16 protein-coding genes and 1 pseudogene are annotated in these 21,603 nt (G+C 32.4%); 15 read left to right on the top strand and 2 right to left on the bottom strand.

Going from position 1 to position 21,603, the window contains the following annotated elements:
• Nucleotides 1-84: 84 nt before the first annotated feature.
• The 4 genes from J2Z44_RS04505 to J2Z44_RS04490 are packed head-to-tail and all read left to right on the top strand — an operon-like array spanning nt 85 to nt 3,166.
• Nucleotides 85-1,089 carry a CotS family spore coat protein gene (locus tag J2Z44_RS04505; protein ID WP_209649370.1) on the top strand — a complete coding sequence of 335 codons (1,005 nt, stop codon included), beginning with the start codon at nt 85-87 and terminating at the stop codon, nt 1,087-1,089.
• A 25-nt stretch (nt 1,090-1,114) separates the two neighbouring features.
• Entirely contained in the window at nt 1,115-1,345 is a 231-nt protein-coding gene (locus tag J2Z44_RS04500) for a hypothetical protein (RefSeq protein ID WP_021282418.1), read from the top strand.
• A 10-nt stretch (nt 1,346-1,355) separates the two neighbouring features.
• Nucleotides 1,356-2,138 carry a protein kinase family protein gene (locus J2Z44_RS04495; RefSeq protein WP_021282419.1) on the top strand — a complete coding sequence of 261 codons (783 nt, stop codon included), beginning with the start codon at nt 1,356-1,358 and terminating at the stop codon, nt 2,136-2,138.
• A complete protein-coding gene (locus J2Z44_RS04490; protein ID WP_209649369.1) occupies nt 2,132-3,166 on the top strand; it encodes a CotS family spore coat protein in 1,035 nt (344 codons plus the stop codon). The genes J2Z44_RS04495 and J2Z44_RS04490 overlap by 7 nt, the downstream gene beginning before the upstream one ends.
• Nucleotides 3,167-3,387: 221 nt before the next feature.
• Here J2Z44_RS04490 and J2Z44_RS04485 read toward each other — a convergent pair whose 3' ends face one another.
• On the bottom strand, nt 3,388-4,515 hold the full coding sequence (locus J2Z44_RS04485; RefSeq protein WP_021282422.1) for a glycosyltransferase family 4 protein: 1,128 nt from the start codon (nt 4,513-4,515) through the stop codon (nt 3,388-3,390).
• Between the two features lie 324 nt (nt 4,516-4,839).
• Between J2Z44_RS04485 and J2Z44_RS04480 the strand changes: the two genes are divergently transcribed.
• Together J2Z44_RS04480 and J2Z44_RS04475 are read left to right on the top strand one after the other, a co-directional pair.
• Nucleotides 4,840-5,844, top strand: a complete 1,005-nt coding sequence (locus J2Z44_RS04480) for a CotS family spore coat protein (protein ID WP_021282423.1) — start codon at nt 4,840-4,842, stop codon at nt 5,842-5,844.
• A 482-nt stretch (nt 5,845-6,326) separates the two neighbouring features.
• Nucleotides 6,327-7,292 carry a polysaccharide deacetylase family protein gene (locus tag J2Z44_RS04475; RefSeq protein WP_021282424.1) on the top strand — a complete coding sequence of 322 codons (966 nt, stop codon included), beginning with the start codon at nt 6,327-6,329 and terminating at the stop codon, nt 7,290-7,292.
• A 400-nt stretch (nt 7,293-7,692) separates the two neighbouring features.
• On the opposite strand, the gene adhE is transcribed toward J2Z44_RS04475, so the two are convergent.
• Nucleotides 7,693-10,353: a bifunctional acetaldehyde-CoA/alcohol dehydrogenase gene (adhE, locus tag J2Z44_RS04470; RefSeq protein ID WP_245352981.1), complete on the bottom strand. Its 2,661-nt coding sequence runs from the start codon at nt 10,351-10,353 to the stop codon at nt 7,693-7,695.
• Between the two features lie 361 nt (nt 10,354-10,714).
• On the opposite strand from adhE, the gene yabG reads away from it, so the two are divergent.
• The 9 genes and pseudogenes from yabG to spoIIR all read left to right on the top strand — a co-directional run.
• Complete coding sequence (yabG, locus tag J2Z44_RS04465; RefSeq protein WP_021282427.1) at nt 10,715-11,638, top strand: sporulation peptidase YabG; 924 nt, start codon at nt 10,715-10,717, stop codon at nt 11,636-11,638.
• A gap of 611 nt (nt 11,639-12,249) precedes the next feature.
• The gene (locus J2Z44_RS04460; protein WP_021282260.1) at nt 12,250-12,486 is read left to right on the top strand and encodes a Veg family protein; all 237 of its coding nucleotides are present in this window, start codon (nt 12,250-12,252) and stop codon (nt 12,484-12,486) included.
• Between the two features lie 886 nt (nt 12,487-13,372).
• The gene (locus J2Z44_RS04455; RefSeq protein WP_021282259.1) at nt 13,373-14,935 is read left to right on the top strand and encodes a DUF3794 and LysM peptidoglycan-binding domain-containing protein; all 1,563 of its coding nucleotides are present in this window, start codon (nt 13,373-13,375) and stop codon (nt 14,933-14,935) included.
• A 395-nt stretch (nt 14,936-15,330) separates the two neighbouring features.
• Nucleotides 15,331-16,173, top strand: a complete 843-nt coding sequence (ispE, locus tag J2Z44_RS04450; RefSeq protein WP_021282258.1) for a 4-(cytidine 5'-diphospho)-2-C-methyl-D-erythritol kinase — start codon at nt 15,331-15,333, stop codon at nt 16,171-16,173.
• Between the two features lie 119 nt (nt 16,174-16,292).
• Nucleotides 16,293-16,493 (top strand): CLC_0170 family protein, encoded by a 201-nt coding sequence (locus J2Z44_RS04445; RefSeq protein WP_021282257.1) that lies wholly within the window; start codon nt 16,293-16,295, stop codon nt 16,491-16,493.
• A gap of 204 nt (nt 16,494-16,697) precedes the next feature.
• Complete coding sequence (locus tag J2Z44_RS04440) at nt 16,698-18,155, top strand: spore germination protein (protein ID WP_021282256.1); 1,458 nt, start codon at nt 16,698-16,700, stop codon at nt 18,153-18,155.
• Nucleotides 18,156-18,215: 60 nt separating this feature from the next.
• Entirely contained in the window at nt 18,216-19,319 is a 1,104-nt protein-coding gene (locus J2Z44_RS04435) for a GerAB/ArcD/ProY family transporter (RefSeq protein ID WP_209649368.1), read from the top strand.
• Nucleotides 19,309-20,481, top strand: a complete 1,173-nt coding sequence (locus J2Z44_RS04430; protein ID WP_021282253.1) for a Ger(x)C family spore germination protein — start codon at nt 19,309-19,311, stop codon at nt 20,479-20,481. Before J2Z44_RS04435 ends, J2Z44_RS04430 begins: the two co-directional genes overlap by 11 nt.
• 366 nt (nt 20,482-20,847) lie before the next feature.
• Nucleotides 20,848-21,462 (top strand): annotated as a pseudogene (gene spoIIR / locus J2Z44_RS04425) (stage II sporulation protein R); the annotation flags it as partial.
• Nucleotides 21,463-21,603 lie beyond the last annotated feature (141 nt).

Genomic DNA, 21,603 nt, shown 5'->3' with positions numbered 1-21,603 from the left:
TGTGTTACAAATAGTTCAAAATTAAACACACATTACAGTGGGGTTTCATATATTACATATAGAACACTATTTGGAGGGCTTTACTTGGAGGGAACAAATATTAAGGAACTTATACAAGAAAAGTATGGGTTTACTCCTAGTCATTCAGAGAAAATAAAAAATGTTTATAGGGTTGAAACTGAAGATAACATTTATTGCTTGAAAATCATTAAGTATGAGTTTGAGCATTTTTTATTTATAGTTGGTGCTATTAAGCATCTTCAAAATAATGGCTTTGAGTATGTACCAGAAATAATTAAAACCATTGATGACCTTGATTATATAAAATTAGAGAAGAACTTTGCTTATCTTACTCCTTGGGTTAATGCCAGAGAAAGCAATTATGACAATCCCATTGATGTAGTTATTGCTGCGAAGAAGTTAGCAGAGCTTCACAATAAAAGTGAAGGGTTTCAGGTTCAGCCTAATATGAAACCTAGGGTTGGCTGGCTTAAGTGGATGGAAACCTATAAGACCCGCAGGGATGAAATTTTAGACTTTAAAAGAAGAATAGGTAAAAAGGCCGTTAAATCTAGATTTGATCTATTTTATTTAAGCCTTATGGAGGAAGAACTTGAAAGGTGTGATAGAAGTATACTTCATTTATCACAAAGTAATTACATTGAAAAGATGAAGAAGGAAATGGAAAGCAATGGCTTTTGTCACCATGACTATGCCCATCACAATGTAATGATAGGTGGAGATGGAAAAGTAAACATAATTGATTTTGATTACTGTATATTAGATTCTCATCTCCATGATCTTAGCAGTCTTCTCATTAGAAGAATGAAATACAATAAGTGGAACTTACACAGTGCAAGGGAAATTCTTGAAGCCTATGGAAATATTCATAGCCTTAGAAATGAAGATATTCCAATCATGGCAGCTTTTATGGAATTTCCTCAGGACTACTGGCAAAGAGGAATTCAGTACTACTGGGAAGAGAAGCCTTGGGGTGAGGATTTCTTTGTTAAAAAGCTTCAGTTCTATAATGATGACAGAGAGGAAAGACAAGAGTTTATTGAAAAATTTAGAGGGTTAAAATTATAAATTTAGGTTAAGGAGGGTTGTTTCAATGTCAAGAAGAGAGAAGGAAAATGAATTTTATGAAGAGGATATAGAAAGAAAATATGAGGGATCACCTTTATCCGTAGATGATTATGACAACAAGCTAGAAACCATGAAAGAACAAATTAAGTTACTAAAAAAGATTAAGAGAAGACAAAAAAAACTTAAGGAACTTGAAGAGGAGCAGGCTTTAATTCTAAGGAAAATGAAAAAAAGGGAAAGGAATAAACATAAGTAGAGGTGGTGGTATGAGAAGATTTTTTTACGACAGCTTTCAGGATTACGCCAAGGAGCAAGGGATTAAAAAAGTAGATTTTATACTGAAAAATAATGAGGCTTTAAGTAAAAAGTTATTAGAAGAAAGAGTGCTTTCTCAACTGCAGCTTATAGCTGAATTTCATAATATAGCCTGTGGCTTTAATGGGTATTTAAAGAAAAGAATTAATAATGATACCTGTAAGTTGGTGGAGGAATATAAAGTTCAAGTTAAGAGATTAGGAAAATATTTAGAGAAAATTAAGGAACAGGAAGTAAAGAATGACTTAGAGAAGTTTATTTGCATTGAAGGGGAAAAACAGCTTGAAAGGGCTGACCAGTGCCTAGATTTTATTGGAGAAAATAGCTACATGGATTTAATCTCAAGAAGCATGAAGAATATTGAGATTTGCCTTACAGATGTAGATTTTGATAACTTGGTTAAGAATGAAGCTTTGGAAATTGTAAACTTTGATGATGTAGCCTATAACCTAGTAGAAATGGATGCTTATTATTTACTATATAAGCTTAAGAAAAGAGGCTTTGTTATAGATTTTTATAAATGTGTAGATAAATTTTGTTCTCTTGAGGGCTTAGAGGATAGCAGTAAGAACTTTATATTAGCACTTTTATCTTATCCTCATGAGTTTATGAGAATTTATGAGAAGTATAGAAGAAATAAGAAGTCTTGGACAGAAGGTGAGTATATAAAAAGGTTCAGTGATGCTATAAGGGAAGATGGTATTTCTTTCATAAATGAGGTGAAGAAATGTTAGAGACAAGATTTAAGGATAGAGAATTTTTGAGCAGATATCACCTAGATATAAAGCTTTTAAATAATTATGATTTTCAGGTAAAGGATATTATTCCTGTAAGAAAGGTATATATACTAGAAACAAATAAAGGAAATAAGGTTCTGAAAAAACTAGATTATAGCTTCCATAGATTAAGTTTTATAGATAGTTCTATGGAATATATGAAAAAAAATGACTTCAAGGAAGTAATCAGCTTTGAGAGAAACAAAAATGGTGACATATATACTCAGTGGAGAGAAAGTACCTATGTGGTGATGGATTTAGTGGATGGAAGGGAATGTGAGTTTAATAACCCTATAGAAGTGTCTTTAGCAGTTAAGGTATTAGCTAAGATGCATCTAAGCTCTAGAGGCTTTGACACTGGTCAATGGGAAGGTTACTCTGAGGTTGGAAAGGCTATAGAGAAATGTGAAAAAAACTTAGGAGAGTTAGACTATTTTAAGAAATTAGCTTTAACCTTTGAAAATAAGAGTAGTTTTGATGAGATTTTTTTAAACTATATAGATAAATTCATAAGCCATATGGCTAAGGGAATAAGTATTTTAAAAAGATCACAATATCATGAACTTTGTAGTGAAGAAGATAAGATTAGCTTATGTCATCACGATCTGGCTTACCATAACATTTTAGTTTATAATGAGGAAATTCGCTTTATAGATTTTGATTATGCAGCAATAGATTTAAGAATTAGTGATGTTTGTAATTTAATTAATAAGGTAACCAAAGGCTTTGCTTATGACTTTGAAAAAATGAAGGATATCCTAGAAGAATATAATAAGGTTACACCAATAGATTCAAGGGAACTCATGGTTTTATATGGCATGTTATGGATTCCAGTAGGCTTCCACAGTTTAGTGAAGGATTATTATTTAAAAAGGAAGCTTTGGAGCGAAGAAAGCTTTGTTTACAAGTTAAAAAACAAAGTTGAAAATCTTACTGAAAAGGAAGATATGCTAATGAACTTTAAAAGTTACTATAAAATATCATAAATAGTTATAGATTTAGCTCATAGCTTTAGGACTAGATTAAACTAAAAAATATGACTTTTAACCTCTAAGAATATGATTTGGATATATTCTTAGAGGTTTATTTGACTAGAAATAAATTAATATATGTATATAAATTAACCCTTAGTAATGAGGAAGATTACTAAGGGTTTTTCAATTATTTATTTTTGAAGATGCCTAAGGTTAGATTTTCATCATGAAAGTTAAGAGCTTTTAATGATAGCCTCATAAGCTTTTAGGGTTTTTATAGCAGTTTTATCCCAGCTTAAAGCCCGTGCCTTTTGAAAGCCTTTTACAATTAGATTTAGCCTTAGATTTTCATTCATTAAGGCTTCACAAATTTTTTCACTAAGAGTTTCAATTTCCTTCGGGTTAAACAGTATAGCAGCATCCCCAACTACTTCAGGAATAGAGGTTACTTTAGAAGTGATTACAGGAATACCGCAAGCCATGGCTTCAATAGGGGGAAGTCCAAAACCTTCATAAAAGGAAGGGTACACAAATAGAGAAGCACTGTTGTATAGATAAGGCATGTGCTCCATGGAGATAAACCCAGGGAAAATAACCCTATCTGCCACCTTTAGTCTTTCAGCGCAGTCTTTGTATATGGCATAGGACTTGCCCTTATTTCCTGCAATAACTAAGTTTATGTTTTTAGGGATCATATTTATAACTCTACTAAAGGCTTCAATAAGTCCAACTATGTTTTTTCTAGGACTAAAACCACCTACATATAGTATATAGTCAGAAGGGAGACCGTAATGCCTTTTGAGAATTTTATCAGATAGTTGCTTATCTATGGGTCTGTAAATATCTTCGCTAGCTAAGTGGGTTACAAAAATTTTTTCCTTTGGATAGTTAAAATCTCGTGAGATATCCTCTTTAGAGAATTCAGATACAGTGATGATTCCATCACAGCGACTAACTATCCCAGCCATTTCTTTTGTAAAAATACTAAGGTATCTATCCCCAACAGTTTCCGGCATGTGGATAGGAATTGTATCGTGGAGAGTAATAACAAAGGGGTGTTTTTTTTCTAAGGGTAAACCAACACCGTTTTGAGGTACATGGTATAAATTAATATTTTTATCATATAGTTCATTAGGGATATTTACGTCATCCCAAAAGTTTGAAGCCATGGTGTCAGCAATAGCTATGTTACTGAAGTTTTTATTAAACTTAATATCACTGTTATAACCCTCTGGAGTAAAAAGTAAATAATCATTTAGTTGGTCTATTTTATTTAGTGAATTAATAAGCTGATAAGTGTAGGTGCCTATGCCTGTACCTCTGTACCATTTAGCAGCTCTTGAATCTATACCAATTTTCATATCACTACTCCTTAAACTTAATAAATAAAAAAATATTAGGCATCTGAAAATAAATAACAAGTCAAAGATGTAAAGTATATTTTGAGTTCATAAGCAAGCTTATGTTCACAAGCAAGCTTGTGCAGACAAGGAAACAGGTTCCTCAGATAGTGGAGCTATCTAAGGGTTCTGTTGACGCAGTATAACTCAAAATAGACGAGCATACTGACTTAGTTATTTTTAAAAGATGTCTTATAATGTATATTATTACAACAAGCTAAAATATGTTAATGGTTATTCTAAAAAATGTTAAATACACATATAAATTATAGAGGGGGTGTTAGTATGATGAGAGAATTTGAGATTGAACGCCAATTCGATATAAAAATTGAGAGCATCAAGCCTAATAAAGGCGTATATCATTTAAAGACAAACGATGGCGTTAAGTGCTTAAAGAAGATAAGCTATGGAACTCAAAAATTATTATTTGTCTACGGTGCCAAAGAGCATCTTTATAAAAATGGGTTTCCAAATATAGATAGATATTTTTTAAATACGGAAGGAAACCCATATGCGGTGGTTAATGAAGATATTTACACCTTATCTCAATGGATTGAGGGGAGAGAGTGTGATTTTTATAATGAAGAGGACTTGAAGATTGCTGCGCAATGTCTTGCCAAGCTTCATATTGCATCGAAAGGGTATGAGCCACCAGAGAATAGTAAGCTTAAATCCGATTTAGGAAGATGGCCTCATCTTATGGAGAAAAGAATTAAGTCTTTTGATAAGATGAAGGAAATGGTTAGAAAAAAGAAGAATCATAAATCAGATTTTGATATCGTTTATTTAAAGTCTGTAGATTACTACAAGGAACAAAGTAAGAAAGCTCTTCAAATACTTAACAGTTCAAATTATTTTGAGATATGCAGAATAACAGAGGAAGAGAAAAGTTTTTGTCATCATGATTTTACGTACCATAACATAATCATAGATAATGATAATAATGTGAACGTAATAGATTTTGACTATTGTAAAAGAGAAGTAAGAGCCTACGATATTTCCAATTTTATGATAAAGGTATTAAAACGTCAAAATTGGGATATTAAGTTCGCGCAAATTATCCTTGATGGATATAATAGCATTTCTCCACTAAGGGAAGATGAGTACAAGGTTCTTTTTGGTTTCTTAGTTTTCCCACAGCGTTATTGGAGGCTTTGTAATAGATACTATTACAACGAAGTGAACTGGGTACAGGGTACCTTTAACAAGAAAATGGAGGAGTTAATTTCTGAAAAAGATAAATTTGAAAAGTTCATTGAAGATTTTAAAAGCACTTATAACGTGGAATAATTTTTTTGTTTATAATTGGAAAAAGGTTAATATTGTTCAACAGCTTTAGAAGGATATGTTTTCTTTTTAAAACAAGAGTAGATAACTTATCCTTCTAATATGTTGTTAAACTTGTAAAGCTATGCAGGATTTTTTTGCATAGCTTTAATGTATTTCAAAAGTAAATAAAAAATTTCAACAAGTAAAAAAACTTTGAATATTTGATGAATATTATATTATATTCTGGTATACTATAGATAAAGAAGATTTAAGAAGAATAACTTTATTTACTATTCAAGGGTGATGATATAAGGCATCTGAAAATAAATAACAAGTCGAAGATGTGAAGGCTGTTTTGTGATAGACAAGGAAACAGGTTCCGCAGATAGTGGGGCTATCAAAGGGTTCTGTTGACGCAGTATAGCACAAAATAGACGAGCAGATTTACTTATTTATTTTTTGAAGATGCCTAAGGGGATAAGTAACTAACATGGGGGGAGAAAATGAGAAATAAGTTTTTAACAGTGGTGATTAGTTTAATTATTGCTACTGTTAGTATTTGGTGGACTTTTTTTCTTACAAATAATAATATTAGCTACAAGGAAGTTCCTGTATTTAATCGGGATAGCACCAAAACTTTTTTATTAGCACAACTTAACAATGCAGAAGAGGTAAATGGAGCTAAGAGAAGTGGCGCTGACTTAGGGGATTTTTATACAATAGATATTATGAACAAAAAGAAGGAGAGAATTTTTAAAGAGCAGCATGGTGATATAAAAACTAAGGACTATGCAAATAAAGAAGAAAATTTTATTCCTGTACTTATGTACCATTCCATAAATTATGAAGCAGGAAATGAACTTAGAGTTCCAAAGGAAAGGTTTGAAGAGCACGTAAAGTGGTTAAAAGATAATGGATTCTATACCCTATCTATGAAAGAGTTTTATGAGGCAATAACCACAGGTAAAAGGGTTCCAGAAAAATCTATTTTATTAACCTTTGATGATGGATATAAAGATAATTATACTAATGGATTTCCTATAATGAAAAAGTATAAGGCCAAAGGCACAATTTTTGTTATCACAGGAACCATTGATGTGTCAGAATCTTACATAAACTCAGAGGAGATAAAAGAGCTTTCCAGCAATGATATAGATATTGAAAGCCATACGGTAAACCATGTGGAGTTAAATGGATTAAATTATGAGCAGCAGTTAAAGGAATTGAAAGATTCTAAGGAGAAAATAGACAGATTACTAAATAAAAACACTATTGCTATTTGTTATCCAGTGGGAAAGCTTAATGAAGATACCATAAAAGCTGCTGAAGTTGCAGGATATAAAGTGGGATTTACTACTAAATCAGGCTATAGTAATATTTCACAAGGTTTATATAAGTTAAAAAGAGTTAGAATTAATGCTTCTACAACCGTAGAACAACTTCAAAATATTTTAAGTGATTATAAGTAATATACCAGGCTATGAGTGTGCTGTTCATAGCCTGGTATTTTAATTTCAGCTGATTACTATAAGGGGTAATTTATAGTAGTATACATATTTATTTAATTAATTAGTATTCATTAATGGTGCCAACACCATGAGAATAACCTTCTCTGCCAAGGTAGTTATTCTTTTAAATTAATGAATACTAGGTTGCTGACTAATAATTTAAAAATTTTAACAACATTTTGGAAGCTTTAAGTCTTTCATCTTCTAAAGTGGCAGACTAAATCTGCTTCAAAAGTTATTAACAAATGAACTTGTTCATTATTTAATGGGATGGAACTTAGATTAGCTTTTAACAATCAACTAATCTAGTTCCTCTTTAAAGTTTCTATATTTATACTAAGATTTCAATTTGAAATCCGTATTAATAGGCTTGTGTTATTAACTGTGCAATTTCACTTACTAGTGGAAGCCTTGGGTTTGCAGTAGTACACTGGTCTTCAAAAGCTTCATCAGCAAGTTCCATTAGGACTGAATCTAAATGAGCTTTTGAAACCCCACATTGACTTAGCGAAGAAGGTACATTTAATTCCTTCATTAGATTTTCAATAGCTACAACTAGATTATCAATTGCTTCTTCAGGAGTACTATGACCTAGACCTAAGTGCTTAGCAATTTCTTGGAACTTCTCAGGTGCTTTATAATACTCATATTTAGGGAAGGATACCAATTTGCTTGGATTGCTTCCGTTATATCTTATTACATGAGGTAGCATTATAGCATTTGCTCTTCCATGAGGAATATGGAACTCAGAGCCTAGCTTATGAGCTATACTATGGTTTACTCCAAGGAAGGCATTAGTGAAGGCCATACCAGCAATACAAGAAGCATTGTGCATTTTTTCTCTTGCAAGGGCATTGCTACCGTCTCTATAGGCTGTTGGTAAATATTTAAATACTAATTCAATAGCTTTTAAAGCAAGAGCATCAGTATAATCAGAAGCCATTACTGAAACATAAGCTTCTATAGCGTGAGTTAATACATCCATTCCAGTATCTGCAGTAACAGAAGGTGGTACTGTCATAACTAACTCTGGATCAATGATTGCAATATCAGGAGTTAGCTCATAATCAGCCAATGGATATTTTATGCTATTAGCCTTATCGGTGATAACTGCAAAGGCAGTAACCTCAGAACCTGTTCCAGAAGTGGTTGGAATTGCTACCATTTTAGCTTTCTTACCTAGTTTAGGGAACTTAAAGGCTCTTTTTCTTATATCCATAAATCTTAATTTTAATCCATCAAATTCAACTTCAGGATTTTCATAGAAAAGCCACATTCCTTTAGCAGCATCCATAGCAGAACCACCACCAAGAGCGATGATTACATCAGGCTCAAAGCTTCTCATTTGAGCAGTTCCTCTCATAACTGTTTCAGTTGATGGATCTGGTTCTACATCCAAGAATATATTTACATCAAAGTTTGCTTTCTTTAAGTGAGACATTACTCTTGATACATAGCCAAGCTTATCCATAAATTTATCAGTAACTATAAAAGCTTTTTTCCCTGGCAATTTTTCAAGATATTGTAATGAGCCAGGTTCAAAGTAAATTCTTTCTGGTACTCTAAACCACTGCATGTTAACTCTCCTTTTTGCTACTCTTTTAATGTTGATTAAGTTTTGAGCACTTACGTTTTGAGTAGTTGAGTTTCTTCCCATGGTTCCACAACCTAAAGTTAAAGATGGTAAGTTTGCGTTATAAATATCTCCTATAGCTCCTTGAGAAGAAGGGGAGTTAATTATTATTCTTCCTACTTTAACTCTTCTTGAAAATTCTTCTATAACCTTATTATCAGTAGAGTGCAATACTGCAGAGTGTCCAAGACCACCAAAGTCAATCATTTCCTCTGCACGGTGAATGCCTTCTTCTGTAGTATCAACTATAAACATTGAAAGAATAGGGCTTAATTTTTCTCTTGATAGAGGATATTTTTCTCCTATGCCTTCAAGCTCACAAATAAGGATTTTTGTTCCTTCAGGAACTTCTATACCAGCCATTTTAGCAATTTTTTCAGCGCTTTGACCTACTATATCAGCATTCATGGACTGTCTTTTTTCATCTATAGCAACCTTTTGAAGTTTTTTCATCTCCTCTCCATTTAAGAAGTGGCATCTACGTTCTTTAAGAAGAGCAATAACTTCAGTGGATACTTCTCTATCTATAATAACTGCTTGCTCTGAAGCGCAAATTGTTCCATTATCAAAGGACTTTGAAAGTACTAAGTCATTAACAGCTCTTTTTAAGTTAGCAGTTTTTTCAATATAACAAGGTACGTTTCCAGCTCCAACTCCTAGGGCAGGCTTTCCAGTAGAATAAGCTGCTTTAACCATACCAGGGCCACCAGTTGCTAGAATTATATCTACACCAGAGTGGAACATTAATTTCTGTGATGCTTCAATAGAAGGAGTTTCAATCCATTGAATACAATTTTCAGGTGCACCAGCTTTTATTGCTGCATCTCTTACAATTTTAGCAGCTTCTACACTAGATTTTTGAGCTCTTGGGTGGAAGCTAAATATTATTGGGTTTTTAGTTTTTATTGCAATTAAAGATTTGAATATTGTAGTGGAAGTTGGGTTAGTGGTTGGAGTTACTCCAGCAACAACCCCTATAGGTTCGGCAACTTCCATATAATCTTCTTCCTCATTTTCATTTATAATTCCTACAGTTTTTAATTTTTTTATGCTGTTATAAACATATTCAGAAGCAAAAATGTTTTTGGTGATTTTATCTTCGTAAACTCCCATTCCTGTTTCTTCTACTGCCATCTTAGCAAGTTCTCTGTGTTTAGCTAAAGCTGAGATTGTCATTTTTTTAACTATTAAATCTATTTTTTCTTGATCGAAGGGCAAAAAATCTATATAAGCTTGTCTAGCGTTTGATACAAGTTTGTCAATATCTCTTTCTACAGCGCTTTTAGTATCCACAGATGTATTCTCTTTTACAGTTGAATTATTTGTTAGATTACTAGCTGTAATGCTAGTTGAATCTATATTTATTTCGCTAACTTTTGATTTTGACATAGGATTGACCTCCTTGAAGTTTGTTATTTATTTAACTAATTTCATTATATAACCCTTAATAAAAAATGCAATAGGTTTTGTTAAAAATATATCAATGTTAATAAATTGTTTAAATATGTTTAGTAAGACAAGATTTTACTAAGCCTTGAAATCTTCTCTACTTTCTTAGATTTTTCTATTGTTAGATGTTAACTTTTCATTTCAAAATTTTAAAGGGTTTTCGATAGAGTTTTAAAATCAGTAAAATAGACTTTTATGTTTAACGGAACAAAAAAGACTCAAAAATTAAGCTTTAAATTTTTTCACCATTAGTAGTAAATGTACATAGTATGTAATACAAGTCTTAAATGGAGTTGATATAATGAGAATTGGCGATAGAGTAGTAAGAAGATCCTATGACGGCGACATTGTATTTAAGATCATTGATATAAGAGATGAGTATGGCATAGAAAAATATATCCTTCAAGGGTTAAATATTAGAATTGAGGCAGATTGCTTAGAGGAAGATTTAGAACTAGTAGATGAAGAGGAATTAGGTCAGATGGATAGGGTCTTTAATAAGAAAGTAAACGCATCTATTAAAAAGATATTGCTAAGCAGGTCTGGAAATCAATATAGAGGAGAGCCTGCAAAGGTTTTAGAGGATACTTATTACGTAAAGGGAAGAAAAGGCAAGGTTACCAATACTGCCATACCTATGCCTAATAAGGAAATGTTTTTTGGAAGACCAGGAAAGGTTCTTCATATTGATGGGGACCCAGGTTATTTGGAGGTGTGCTTAAAAACCTATAAGCAGCTTTCGATTGAAGCGGTAGGAAAGGTTATTGCTGAAAAGGATCAACCAGCAGAAATTTTAAATTTAGTAAAGGAAGTGAATCCTGATATAGTAGTTATTACTGGGCATGATGGTATGACTAAGGATGCTCCTGATTATATGGACTTAAATAACTATAGAAATTCTAAATACTTTGTGGAGTGTGTATCTATTTTAAGAACTTATAAATCTGATTATGATGAACTTGTGATATTTGCGGGGGCATGTCAGTCAAATTACGAGGCATTGCTAGATGCAGGTGCTAATTTTGCTAGCTCTCCTAGTAGAGTACTTATCCATTGTCTTGACCCTGTAATGATTTGTGAAAAAATCGCTTATACAAATATTAATGATATTGTAGATATTCAAGATGCTATACAAAATACCATAACAGGATTAAAGGGAATAGGGGGACTTCAAACAAGAGGAAAGTATAGAGAAGGTTACCCAAAGTCCCAATACATTAGATAAGAAGCTTAAAGGTTTTCTCAGAGGTGAATTCTCTAGAGGGAACCTTTTTACTCTTTTTTGATGCCTTATAGCATTTTCAAAAAAATAATTTAGTATGTTTGGCTATTTTCAGTTCACATCTTTGACTTGTTATTTATTTTCAAATGTCTAATAAAAACCAAAGATAAAATTAAAATAATCTCTTTTAAAATAGATTTAAGGAGGAATTTTTATACTAGATATAAGCTATAAATAAGTTACTTGTTAAAAATTTATAAATTTATCACAAAATAAGAATATATAATCATATTTACACACATACTAATCTCGGACTTTGAAGTTATAAATATGCAAGATCACAACTTTTAAAAACAAGTCTTATCTCTTGTTTTCTTTGATATAAATTTTAAGCATTTTTATTGAAATTCAATTTCCTTCTAAAGGCTAATGAGATTGAAATTTTTAACATTTCAAGTTTACATATTCGACAAAAAATCCAAATTATGCAACAATTCAAGAAATTTAACAAAACTTTAACATTGACAACTGTATTGTTCATATTGTACAATTGTAGGTTTACTTGACATAAATCCCATTTACCCCTATAATATAATTAGAAAGAAGGTGCTACCATGGATAGAAAAAATGTATTGACTTCAATTAAAAGAGACATTGAGAGTCATGTTGGCGAAAAGGTAACATTGAAGGCTAACGGCGGCAGAAGAAAGATTATTGTTAATGACGGCGTTTTGGAAAAAACTTATGACAGCATATTTGTAATTCGACTAGAAAATGCAACTCAAAGAACTGTTACATACAGCTACAGTGATGTGCTAACAAAAACTGTTCAATTAGTGTTTGCAGTATAGTAAAACATAATTTTAATTTTGACATCAAAGAGTTTGTTTGTTTAATAATTAATATTAAACAATACATGCAGTTTTATTCATAAAAAGGTGAAGTGCTATAGCACTTCACCTTTTCTTGTTATATATAAAACTTATTTTCATTAAAAATAATATTAGCAAAACCTTAAGAATAGCAGCTTTCAAAGGAGATCTAAAAGCATAATTACGGTGACTCCTTCTTTAAAATGGGGTGATAATAACTCTAGTCATTCTAAAAATATATGTAATCTATTGTAGCTGAATTTCTTAGTAATCTGGGGCCTTTATAGAAATATTATAGGATCTTAAGGGTGTCGAAAATTTTTAATTTTTATTTATAGGGAAGTTCTATTTTAATGCTGTGGTTAATATAATTAAATGTACAAAATCTTTAAGATAATTTTAAAGTTCATGTGAGGGGTTTTCCAAAGGCAAGACTTTTAGGCATCTTCAAAAAATAAATAAGTCAATCTGCTCGTCTATTTTGTGTTATACTGCGTCAACAGAACCCTTTGATAGCCCCACTATCTGCGGAACCTGTTTCCTGGTCTGCACAAGCTTGCTTGTGAACACACGCTTGCTTGTGAACACAAAATAGCCTTCACATCTTTGACTTGTTATTTATTTTCAGATGCCTTATATAAAAAAAAGAAAGATGGTGGGTGCCATCTTTCAGCTATGGTATAAAAGGGTATTGAGAATTTATGAGAGGTTATATGGTCAATAACCACTTTTATTGTAAAATATTTTTCGACATATGTCAACATATTTTAGCGAAATTTGTACTATATTTTTTTTCGACATTAGTTATATTTTTTTATGGTTGTCTATATAAATTATTAGTAGGTATTTTAGGAGGGATATTGTTATGCGCTTGGATTTAATCAAGGACAATATAGAGTACGAGCAATTATTAGGTCAAAACTCTACAGATATGGTAGTTAAAGAAGAGTATGTAATACCAGATACACTTCCAGATGTAAATGAAGTGTTAACATTAGATGCTAAGCCTATGGTAACTAACAAAGATGTTTCCAATGGAAAGGTTAATGTAGAAGGACAGATCCAATTTACTGTTCTTTACATGGCTAAGGAAGATGAAGTTATTGAGGCTCATCCAGTTACTTATAATTCTAAGTTCGCAAGCAGTCTTGATGTGAACGGTGCAACTAATGACATGCTTTGTGAAATAGATTTATGCATGGAAGATATTAAATGCATAATTATAAATGAAAGAAAAATATCTATTCAAGGAGTTATGAACATAAAATGCGATGCTTATAAAATGAATTCCTTTGAAATAGTTAAGGATGTAGAGAATGGAAATGATCTTCAATTCTTGAAAAGCCCAATGACCGTAGACAAGGTTATGGATCCAATTGGTGGAGAAATTATAGGTAAGTGCGAGTTAAAGGTTGACATGGATAAACCTGAAGTTGGTAAGGTTGTTAATTACAATGTGAACATAGGTAAGAAAGATATTAGATTATATGATGGCGGAATACGTATAGAGGCAGTAGCTAACGTAACTATATTGTATAAGGCTAAGGGCTGCAAGGATTTAGTTGCAGTTTGTACAAATGTTCCATTAAACAAGGAGTTAACTTGTGAGGGATTAAGACCAAATATGGAGCACTACACAGATTTTACTGTTGCTTCCTTTGACCATGATGTAAGAGAAGATGATATGGGGGAAAATAGAATAATTGATGTGGAGTTCCTTGTTAGGACTTGTACTCATGTTATGTACAAGGATGAAGTTGAGATGATTGAGGATGCTTACTCACCAGCTTGCATGCTTGATATGAATGCAGAAGAGTATGATATAAATGTTATTCAAGGACAAGGACAACATGAAAGCCTTGTTAAGGGTGATATTGAAGTTGGAGAAAACATGCCAAAGCCTAATAAGGTTATTATGGCAAATGGAACAGTTTCTATTGTTGATAAGAAGATTTCTGATGATAAGGTGACTATAGAAGGTGTGTTAAAGGTTGATGTATTATACTCAACTGAAGACGAGGTTAATTATGTAGCATGTATTTCTGATGAAATTCCATTCACTTCTCAAATTGAAGTAAGTGGTGCTATGGACAATATGGAGGCATTAACTAAGGCTTTCTTAGAGATGCTAGAAGCTAGTGTTGAGGTTGGAAATATTTCAATTAGAGCTATTGTTAGGACTCAATGCAAGGTTTGCTACAATGCTAAGAAAAAATTCTTAGTAGATATGCAAGCTTCAGAGGAAGAAGTTCCTAAGAAAAAAGCAAGTATCATCATTTATGTAGTTCAACCAGGAGATACTTTATGGCAAATAGCTAAGAAGTACTTCACTACTAAGGAAGATATTATGGCTATAAATGATATGGCTGAAAATGGGGATATTAAACCAACTCAAAAATTAATCATCCCAGGAAGAGCTGTAGTATAGCAGTAATTTAATAAATTTCTCAGTAGCGTATTAGTTAAACTTAGTAGCTAGTTAGAGAAATACTCGCTCTATAGTAGTGAGAAGTATTAACGCTTAATAAGACATAATATTTTTACTTTAGGCATCTGAAAATAAATAATAAGTCAAAGTAGACTATCATACTGACTTATTTATTTATCGAAGGTGCCTTATTTATATAAGGGGTACTACCATTAAGGTGGGCCTCTTATTATTTTACTATTCATGGTTTGCATAATCTGTTGAGTATATACTATACTAAGGTTATAAAAAACATCAATAAGTAAGAAGTAAGCACGAATGATCTTGTCACTTTTAGCTCTTAATTACTGAATAAATTATTATTATTATTATTATTATATAGGTTGGTGAGAAAAATGAAATTAAAAGCATATGGAAAAATTAATATATCCTTAGATGTAATTGGAAAAAGAGAGGATGGTTATCATCTTCTTAGAATGATTATGCAAACTGTAGATATTTATGATGAACTTACCTTTGAACCTTGTGAAGAAGGAATACATATAACTTGTGATAAAGAAGGTGTGCCTACAGATAAGAGAAACCTAGTGTATAAGGCTATTGAGTTATTTAAAAACACCTATGAAATTCAAGGTGGAATTAAAGTACATATAAATAAAAATATCCCTATGGAAGCAGGCATGGCAGGGGGAAGTACTGATGCAGCAACAGCTTTAAAGGCTATGAGGGATTTATATAAGCCTGAAGTTAGTAACCAGGAGTTGATGGACTTAGGTGTAAAAATTGGGGCTGATGTACCTTATTGTATTTTAGGTGGCACTGCACTTTGTGAAGGAATCGGAGAGGTAATAACACCATTAAAGCCCTTTAAAAATAAAGTTCTGTTAGTGGTCAAACCTAACTTTGGAGTTTCTACTGTGTCTGTGTATAAAGCTTTTAATATAAAGGAAGTTAAGGATCATCCTGATACAGAAGGCTTAATTACAGCTATGGAAAAAGAGGATGTAAGCTATGTAGCTGAAAATATGATGAATTTATTGGAAGAGGTTACTATTAAAAAAAATGAGGAAATACAGGAAATTAAAGCGTTTATGGTAGAAGAAGGTTCTTTAGGTGCAATGATGACTGGGAGTGGACCTACGGTATTCGGATTCTTTGAAAGCAAAGACAAAGCTGAAAAGTGCTATGAAAAGTTAAAAGGAAAGTATAAAGAAGCTTTTGTTACAACTACAATTTAGTAATCTAAAAACCGCCTTGAGGAAGTTTTTCCTCAAGGTGGTTTTTTATTATGCATATAAAAATCATATTAGTTAAAACTAATTAGGAAATTTTTATAAAGGAAGATGTGATAAAGCTTATGATTAGGACTATTATTGAGCGTTTTGATATTTATTTATTAGTACTTTCTTTGGCTGCAGGCATCCTAGTAGCTTACTTTGATGCTAAAAAATTTAAAAAACAAGATAAGCCAGTAGCCTATAAACAGGCTAGATACCTTGGTATAGGAGTTGCAGCTGTTGCAATAATATTCTACATTATCAGGTTTATGGTTGTTTAAAATCATAATTGATGGATTCAAATAAAATGCAAGCTATAAGAAATAAGTTTTGTATTATTAACCTTCAAGGAGACTTTGAAAAATAGTCGTCCTAGAGGGTTGTCCGCTATTAAAAAGTCTTAGTAAGCCAGTATGAATAGGCATAAGGCCTAAGTGCTTAACTTGGATTCTTATAATTTAGGTAAGGAAAGGGAAGTGAGTTAATTGCAAGAACAAATTCGCGAAAACATTTCTCAAAAGTCGCAGCAAAACATGATGTATGTTAGGGAGCTGTTTAAAAATGCAGCAGATGTTGTATTTAGAGAGTTTAAAATAGGAAATCTTAATGCTGGGTTAGTTTATATTGATGGTATGGCAGATAAAACTTTGCTTAATGACTTCTTATTAGAGCCATTGATGGATAGTGGAGAAAATATAACTCCAGAGCAGCTAATGGATAAAATTATTGCTATTTCCGATATGAAAAAAATTACTAAGTTAAATGATGGTGTAAATGCAGTGCTTGCAGGAGAGTCTCTAGTTTTTATTGATGATTTGGGAGCGGCCCTTACTATAGCAAATAGATCATGGCCTAATAGGGGTATTGGAGAGCCTTCAGGAGAAACTGTTATAAGAGGTTCTAGAGAAGGATTCACTGAAACCATAAGGTTTAATACAGCGCTTGTAAGAAGAAGAATCAGGGATACAAGATTAAAGGTGGAACCAAGTCAGGCCGGAGTACGGTCTAAAACTGATATGGCAATTATGTATATTGATGACATTGTAAATCAAGATGTGCTAGAAGAATTAAAGACTAGATTAAAAGATGTAAATATTGATGCAATTTTGGATAGTGGATATATAGAGCAATTTATAGAAGATGATAAGACTACTCCATTTCCTCAAATTCAAAGTACTGAACGTCCAGATGTAGTAGCAGCAGCCTTATATGAGGGGAGAATTGCAATCTTTGTAGATAACTCGCCCTTTGCCTTAATTGTGCCAGCAGTACTTGCACATTTTTTTCAATCTCCAGATGATTACTATAACAGATGGATAAGTGGGTCTGTAGTTAGAATAATTAGGTTGTTTGCAATAGTACTATCTTTAATTTTACCAGCATCCTATGTAGCTATGACTTCTTTCCATACGGGGCTCATTCCTACAAAGCTAGCCTATGCTATAGCTGCCTCAAGAGAAGGTGTTCCTTTTGCAGCTTACGTTGAGGCACTACTTATGGAAGCTGCTTTGGCTTTCTTAATAGAAGCTATTATAAAGCTTCCAAAGCCTGTTGGGTCAACTATTGGTATTGTTGGAGGTCTTATCATAGGACAGTCAGCAGTTAGTGCAGGACTTGTAAGTCCAATTATGGTTATCGTATTAGGACTTACAGCCATTACTACTTTCTTAATTCCAAACTATACTGTAACTACTGCCTTTTCTTATTTTAGAGTAATGCTTATTTTGCTTTCTTCATTTTTAGGGCTTTATGGAATTATGCTTGGGCTTATTTTCTTACTAATTCATTTGACAAGAATAGAGAGCTTTGGAATACCTTATTTAGCTCCAGCAGTAAATACAATTATGAAGGACTTAAAGGATTTATATGTGAGAATGCCTCTAAAGGACTTTAAAGAAAGACCTGAATTTTTAGAGCCTAAGGATAAGGTGAGACAAAAATAACTGGCTTAGGCATCATTGATTTATTATTTATTTTCAGATGCCTTATTGGAGGAATGAAAGGTGAAAGATAAAAATTTTATACAAGACTTTGGATTGTTTGCAAGCTTAGTGGTATCTATGATAGGAATAGGGGTGTTTTATAGCCCGGCCTTAGTGGCAAAATATGTTGGTGCTGATGGATGGATAGTTGCCATCATCACCGCTGCAGGAATTTTTTTAATAATGTATATGATGTATTACTTAATGAAGGCTAACAACTATGAGGATATTGTAGTTATTCTTGGGAATATCTATGGAGTAGCCTTAGGAAGAATTATATCTATACTTTATGCAATTATGATGATTCTTGCTCTGGGTATATCCTTAAGGGTATTTTCAGAAGTAATAACCATGTTCCTCTTAGTCAACACACCCACAGAGGTAATTTTAATAACTATGATTTTCCTAGGAATATTTTTGAGTAGGGGAGGATTAGTTAATGTAGTTAATTTTAATGAATTGGCTTTCTGGATGATATTTATTCCAGCTATACTAGCCTTTCTTTTGACTCTGCCAACTGCAGATTTTACAAATTTGCTTCCTGTATTCTCCACAGTCCCAGTAAACTATTTTAAAGGAAGCTTCGAACTGCTATTTTTACTAAATGGATTTTCTATGGCCTTTATATTAATACCTTATGTTAAAAAGAAGGAGCGAATAGGAAAAATTCTAAGACGTAGTAGCATTTTCATAGGGGCCTTTTACGGAGTTACTTTTATATTGGTTGCAGCAACTTTATCTGTAGCACAAACTAGGGACACTATATTCCCAACTATTACAATGATTCAATCTATCACATCAAGAGCTGGTTTTTTAGAGAGATGGGATAGTTTAATTATGGCAATTTGGGTTATTTTCTACTTTACTGCCTTTGCGAATACCTATTATTTTTCTTCTTATATAGCAAAGCATGTGTTTAATCTTAAAGATATTAAAATTGCTTCCGTTATTTTTCTGCCAGTAGTTTATATAGCAGCTCTATTTCCTGAAAGTGTGGTTGATGTAAGGAATTTAAAGATGGGCTTCATAAGAATGGGTTTCATTGGTACACTTTTCGTGGTTATAGGCATTACTTTTTTACTTAGCTATATTAGGAAGGGGAGAGGAGTCAAAAATGAAAATTAAGAAGGTTCTTCCAGCACTAATTATTAGCCTGTTGCTTACTGGTTGTTGGGACAATGTGGAGATAGATAGAAAAGCTTTTGTAGCTACTATTGCAGTGGATATTGGAAAAGATATAAAAGAGAGAGAAGGACTTAAGGTATTTAAACCAACAGATGCCTTTGCAGAAAAGCCTATAGATGTTTTAAGTGTGACCTATGGTTTTCCTGATATAAGAAATATGGAGCAGGAAAAGGGTGCTGCGGAAGAGCTGGCGATAACTGTAGGTGGCTACTCTATGACAGATACTTATTTTAAAGCTATTGCACAAAGTAGTAGAAATCTTCAGTTTAGTCATAGTAAGGTGTTGTTCTTAAGTGATGATTTGTTTAGATACCCTGAGGTTGCAAAAGAAGTTATGGACTATATTGAAAGGGAACCATCCTTAAATAGAACAACCATTATGGCGGTAGTAGAGGGGAAAGCTGAGGACTATGTAAAGTTTAAGCCTCTTATGGAAGAAAATATAGAAAACTATATCACAGGACTCATGGGAAACAACAGCAGAAATGGCTCAGTATATCCTGTGAATCTAAATAAATACATAGATATGTCTACTCAGCAGGATGTTAATATGTTGCCATTATTCAAACTTGAAGAAGGTAATAAAAATCTAGTATTATCAGGGATAACCTTAATTAAGGATTATCAAATTGTAGGATACCTAAATGATAAGGAGGTTACTGATGTTCAAATCTTAAGAGGAGATATAGGCTCTTGCAAAAAGGTGGTTTATAAGGATGCTCACCCTATAGATTATTATATTAGAGATGTGTCAACCAAGGTTGATATGAATTTAGTAGATGATAAACTAGTGATAAACTATAAGATTTTCACTGAGGGAACTATTAAGGGCTACTATACAGATGCTAACCTACTAAACACTGATGTAATAAGAGAGATAGAGCAGTACTTTGCTGAGTCTATGGAAAAGGAATTAGTTGGCATAGCTGATGTAACTAGAAATAAGCTTCAAGTAGATTTATTAAATGTTAAGGAAAATTTGAGAAAGTATCATCCTAGAATTTGGGGTGAAATTCAAAGTAGATGGCCACAGGTTTACCAAAATGCAGAAATAAAGGTTACTGTAGATAACCATATAAGAACAGTGGGCTTAACTGATTAAAGAAAAAGAAGCCAACTAGAGAGCTTTTGCTGGAATTCTTAGAAGGAAGGCTTCTTAGAGTTTTAACAAAGCCCTCTAGGGGCTTTTTTTTAATTCTATAGGAAATTCAACTTTTTTGCGCTAGCAAAATGCCTGGAAGGTGTTGAAGTCACAGGGTTTCAGAATAAGTGTAAAAAGGTGTAAGCAATCGCTAGCTTTTAAAAGGGAGTGTGCATACACGCATTTGTTCTTATCTAGAGTTTTCTATTCTTCCTCTTAAATAAAAATAATTTAAAATTTTTCTCAGTCAGTGTATAGAACTTGTCCTCTTGGTAATAATTAGGATATAACAGTAATTAATTAAGGGATTCAAGGGGGAGAAATAAAATGAAAAAGTTTTTAACAATGGTGGTTACAGTATTAGTTATATTAACATTCTTGACAGGTTTATATAGTGCTAAAAATATAGGTGCTGCAAATGCACAAACTTTACAAATAAACGAGGAAGAAGTAGTTGACTCAACAATAGAAGATATTTCAGAAAAATTAATTAGATTCCATGTTATTGCAAATAGTGATGAAGAAAAGGATCAAGCTCTAAAATTAAAGGTTAGAGATGAGGTTTTAAAATATATTCAACCAATGCTAAAAGATAGTAAGGACATTGACAACTCAAGAGAAATTCTTAAAAGAGAAAATGAAAATATATTAAATATTGCAAGAACTGTGATTGAAGCAAACGGTTATAGTTATAAAGTAGATTCAACTCTTTCAAGAGAGTATTTTCCAGTTAAGACTTATGGAAATATCACACTTCCACAGGGTGAATATGAAGCTTATAGAATACTTATAGGAAGTGGAGAAGGTAAAAACTGGTGGTGTGTTATGTTCCCGCCAATATGCTTTGTAGATGTAACCAAAGGGGCAGTAGCATATGAAGAAACAGAAAAAGAAATGAAAGAAGTGCTTTCTGAGGATGAGTATAAAATGGTTGATAACAAAGTAAGTGAACAAAAGAAAAATGCAACAGTATCAAAGGAAAGTAATAAAAGTACTGCAAAGAAGTCAAGCAATTCAACTGCTAAAAAGAATACTACAGAAAAAGAAAAAAATAATTTAAATAAAACTTTGAGTTTAGAAAAA

The sequence above is a fragment of the Clostridium punense genome, assembly GCF_017874425.1.
In the GTDB taxonomy this organism is placed as follows: Bacteria; Bacillota; Clostridia; order Clostridiales; family Clostridiaceae; genus Clostridium_J; species Clostridium_J punense.
This window is presented reverse-complemented; position numbering and strand designations above follow the sequence as displayed.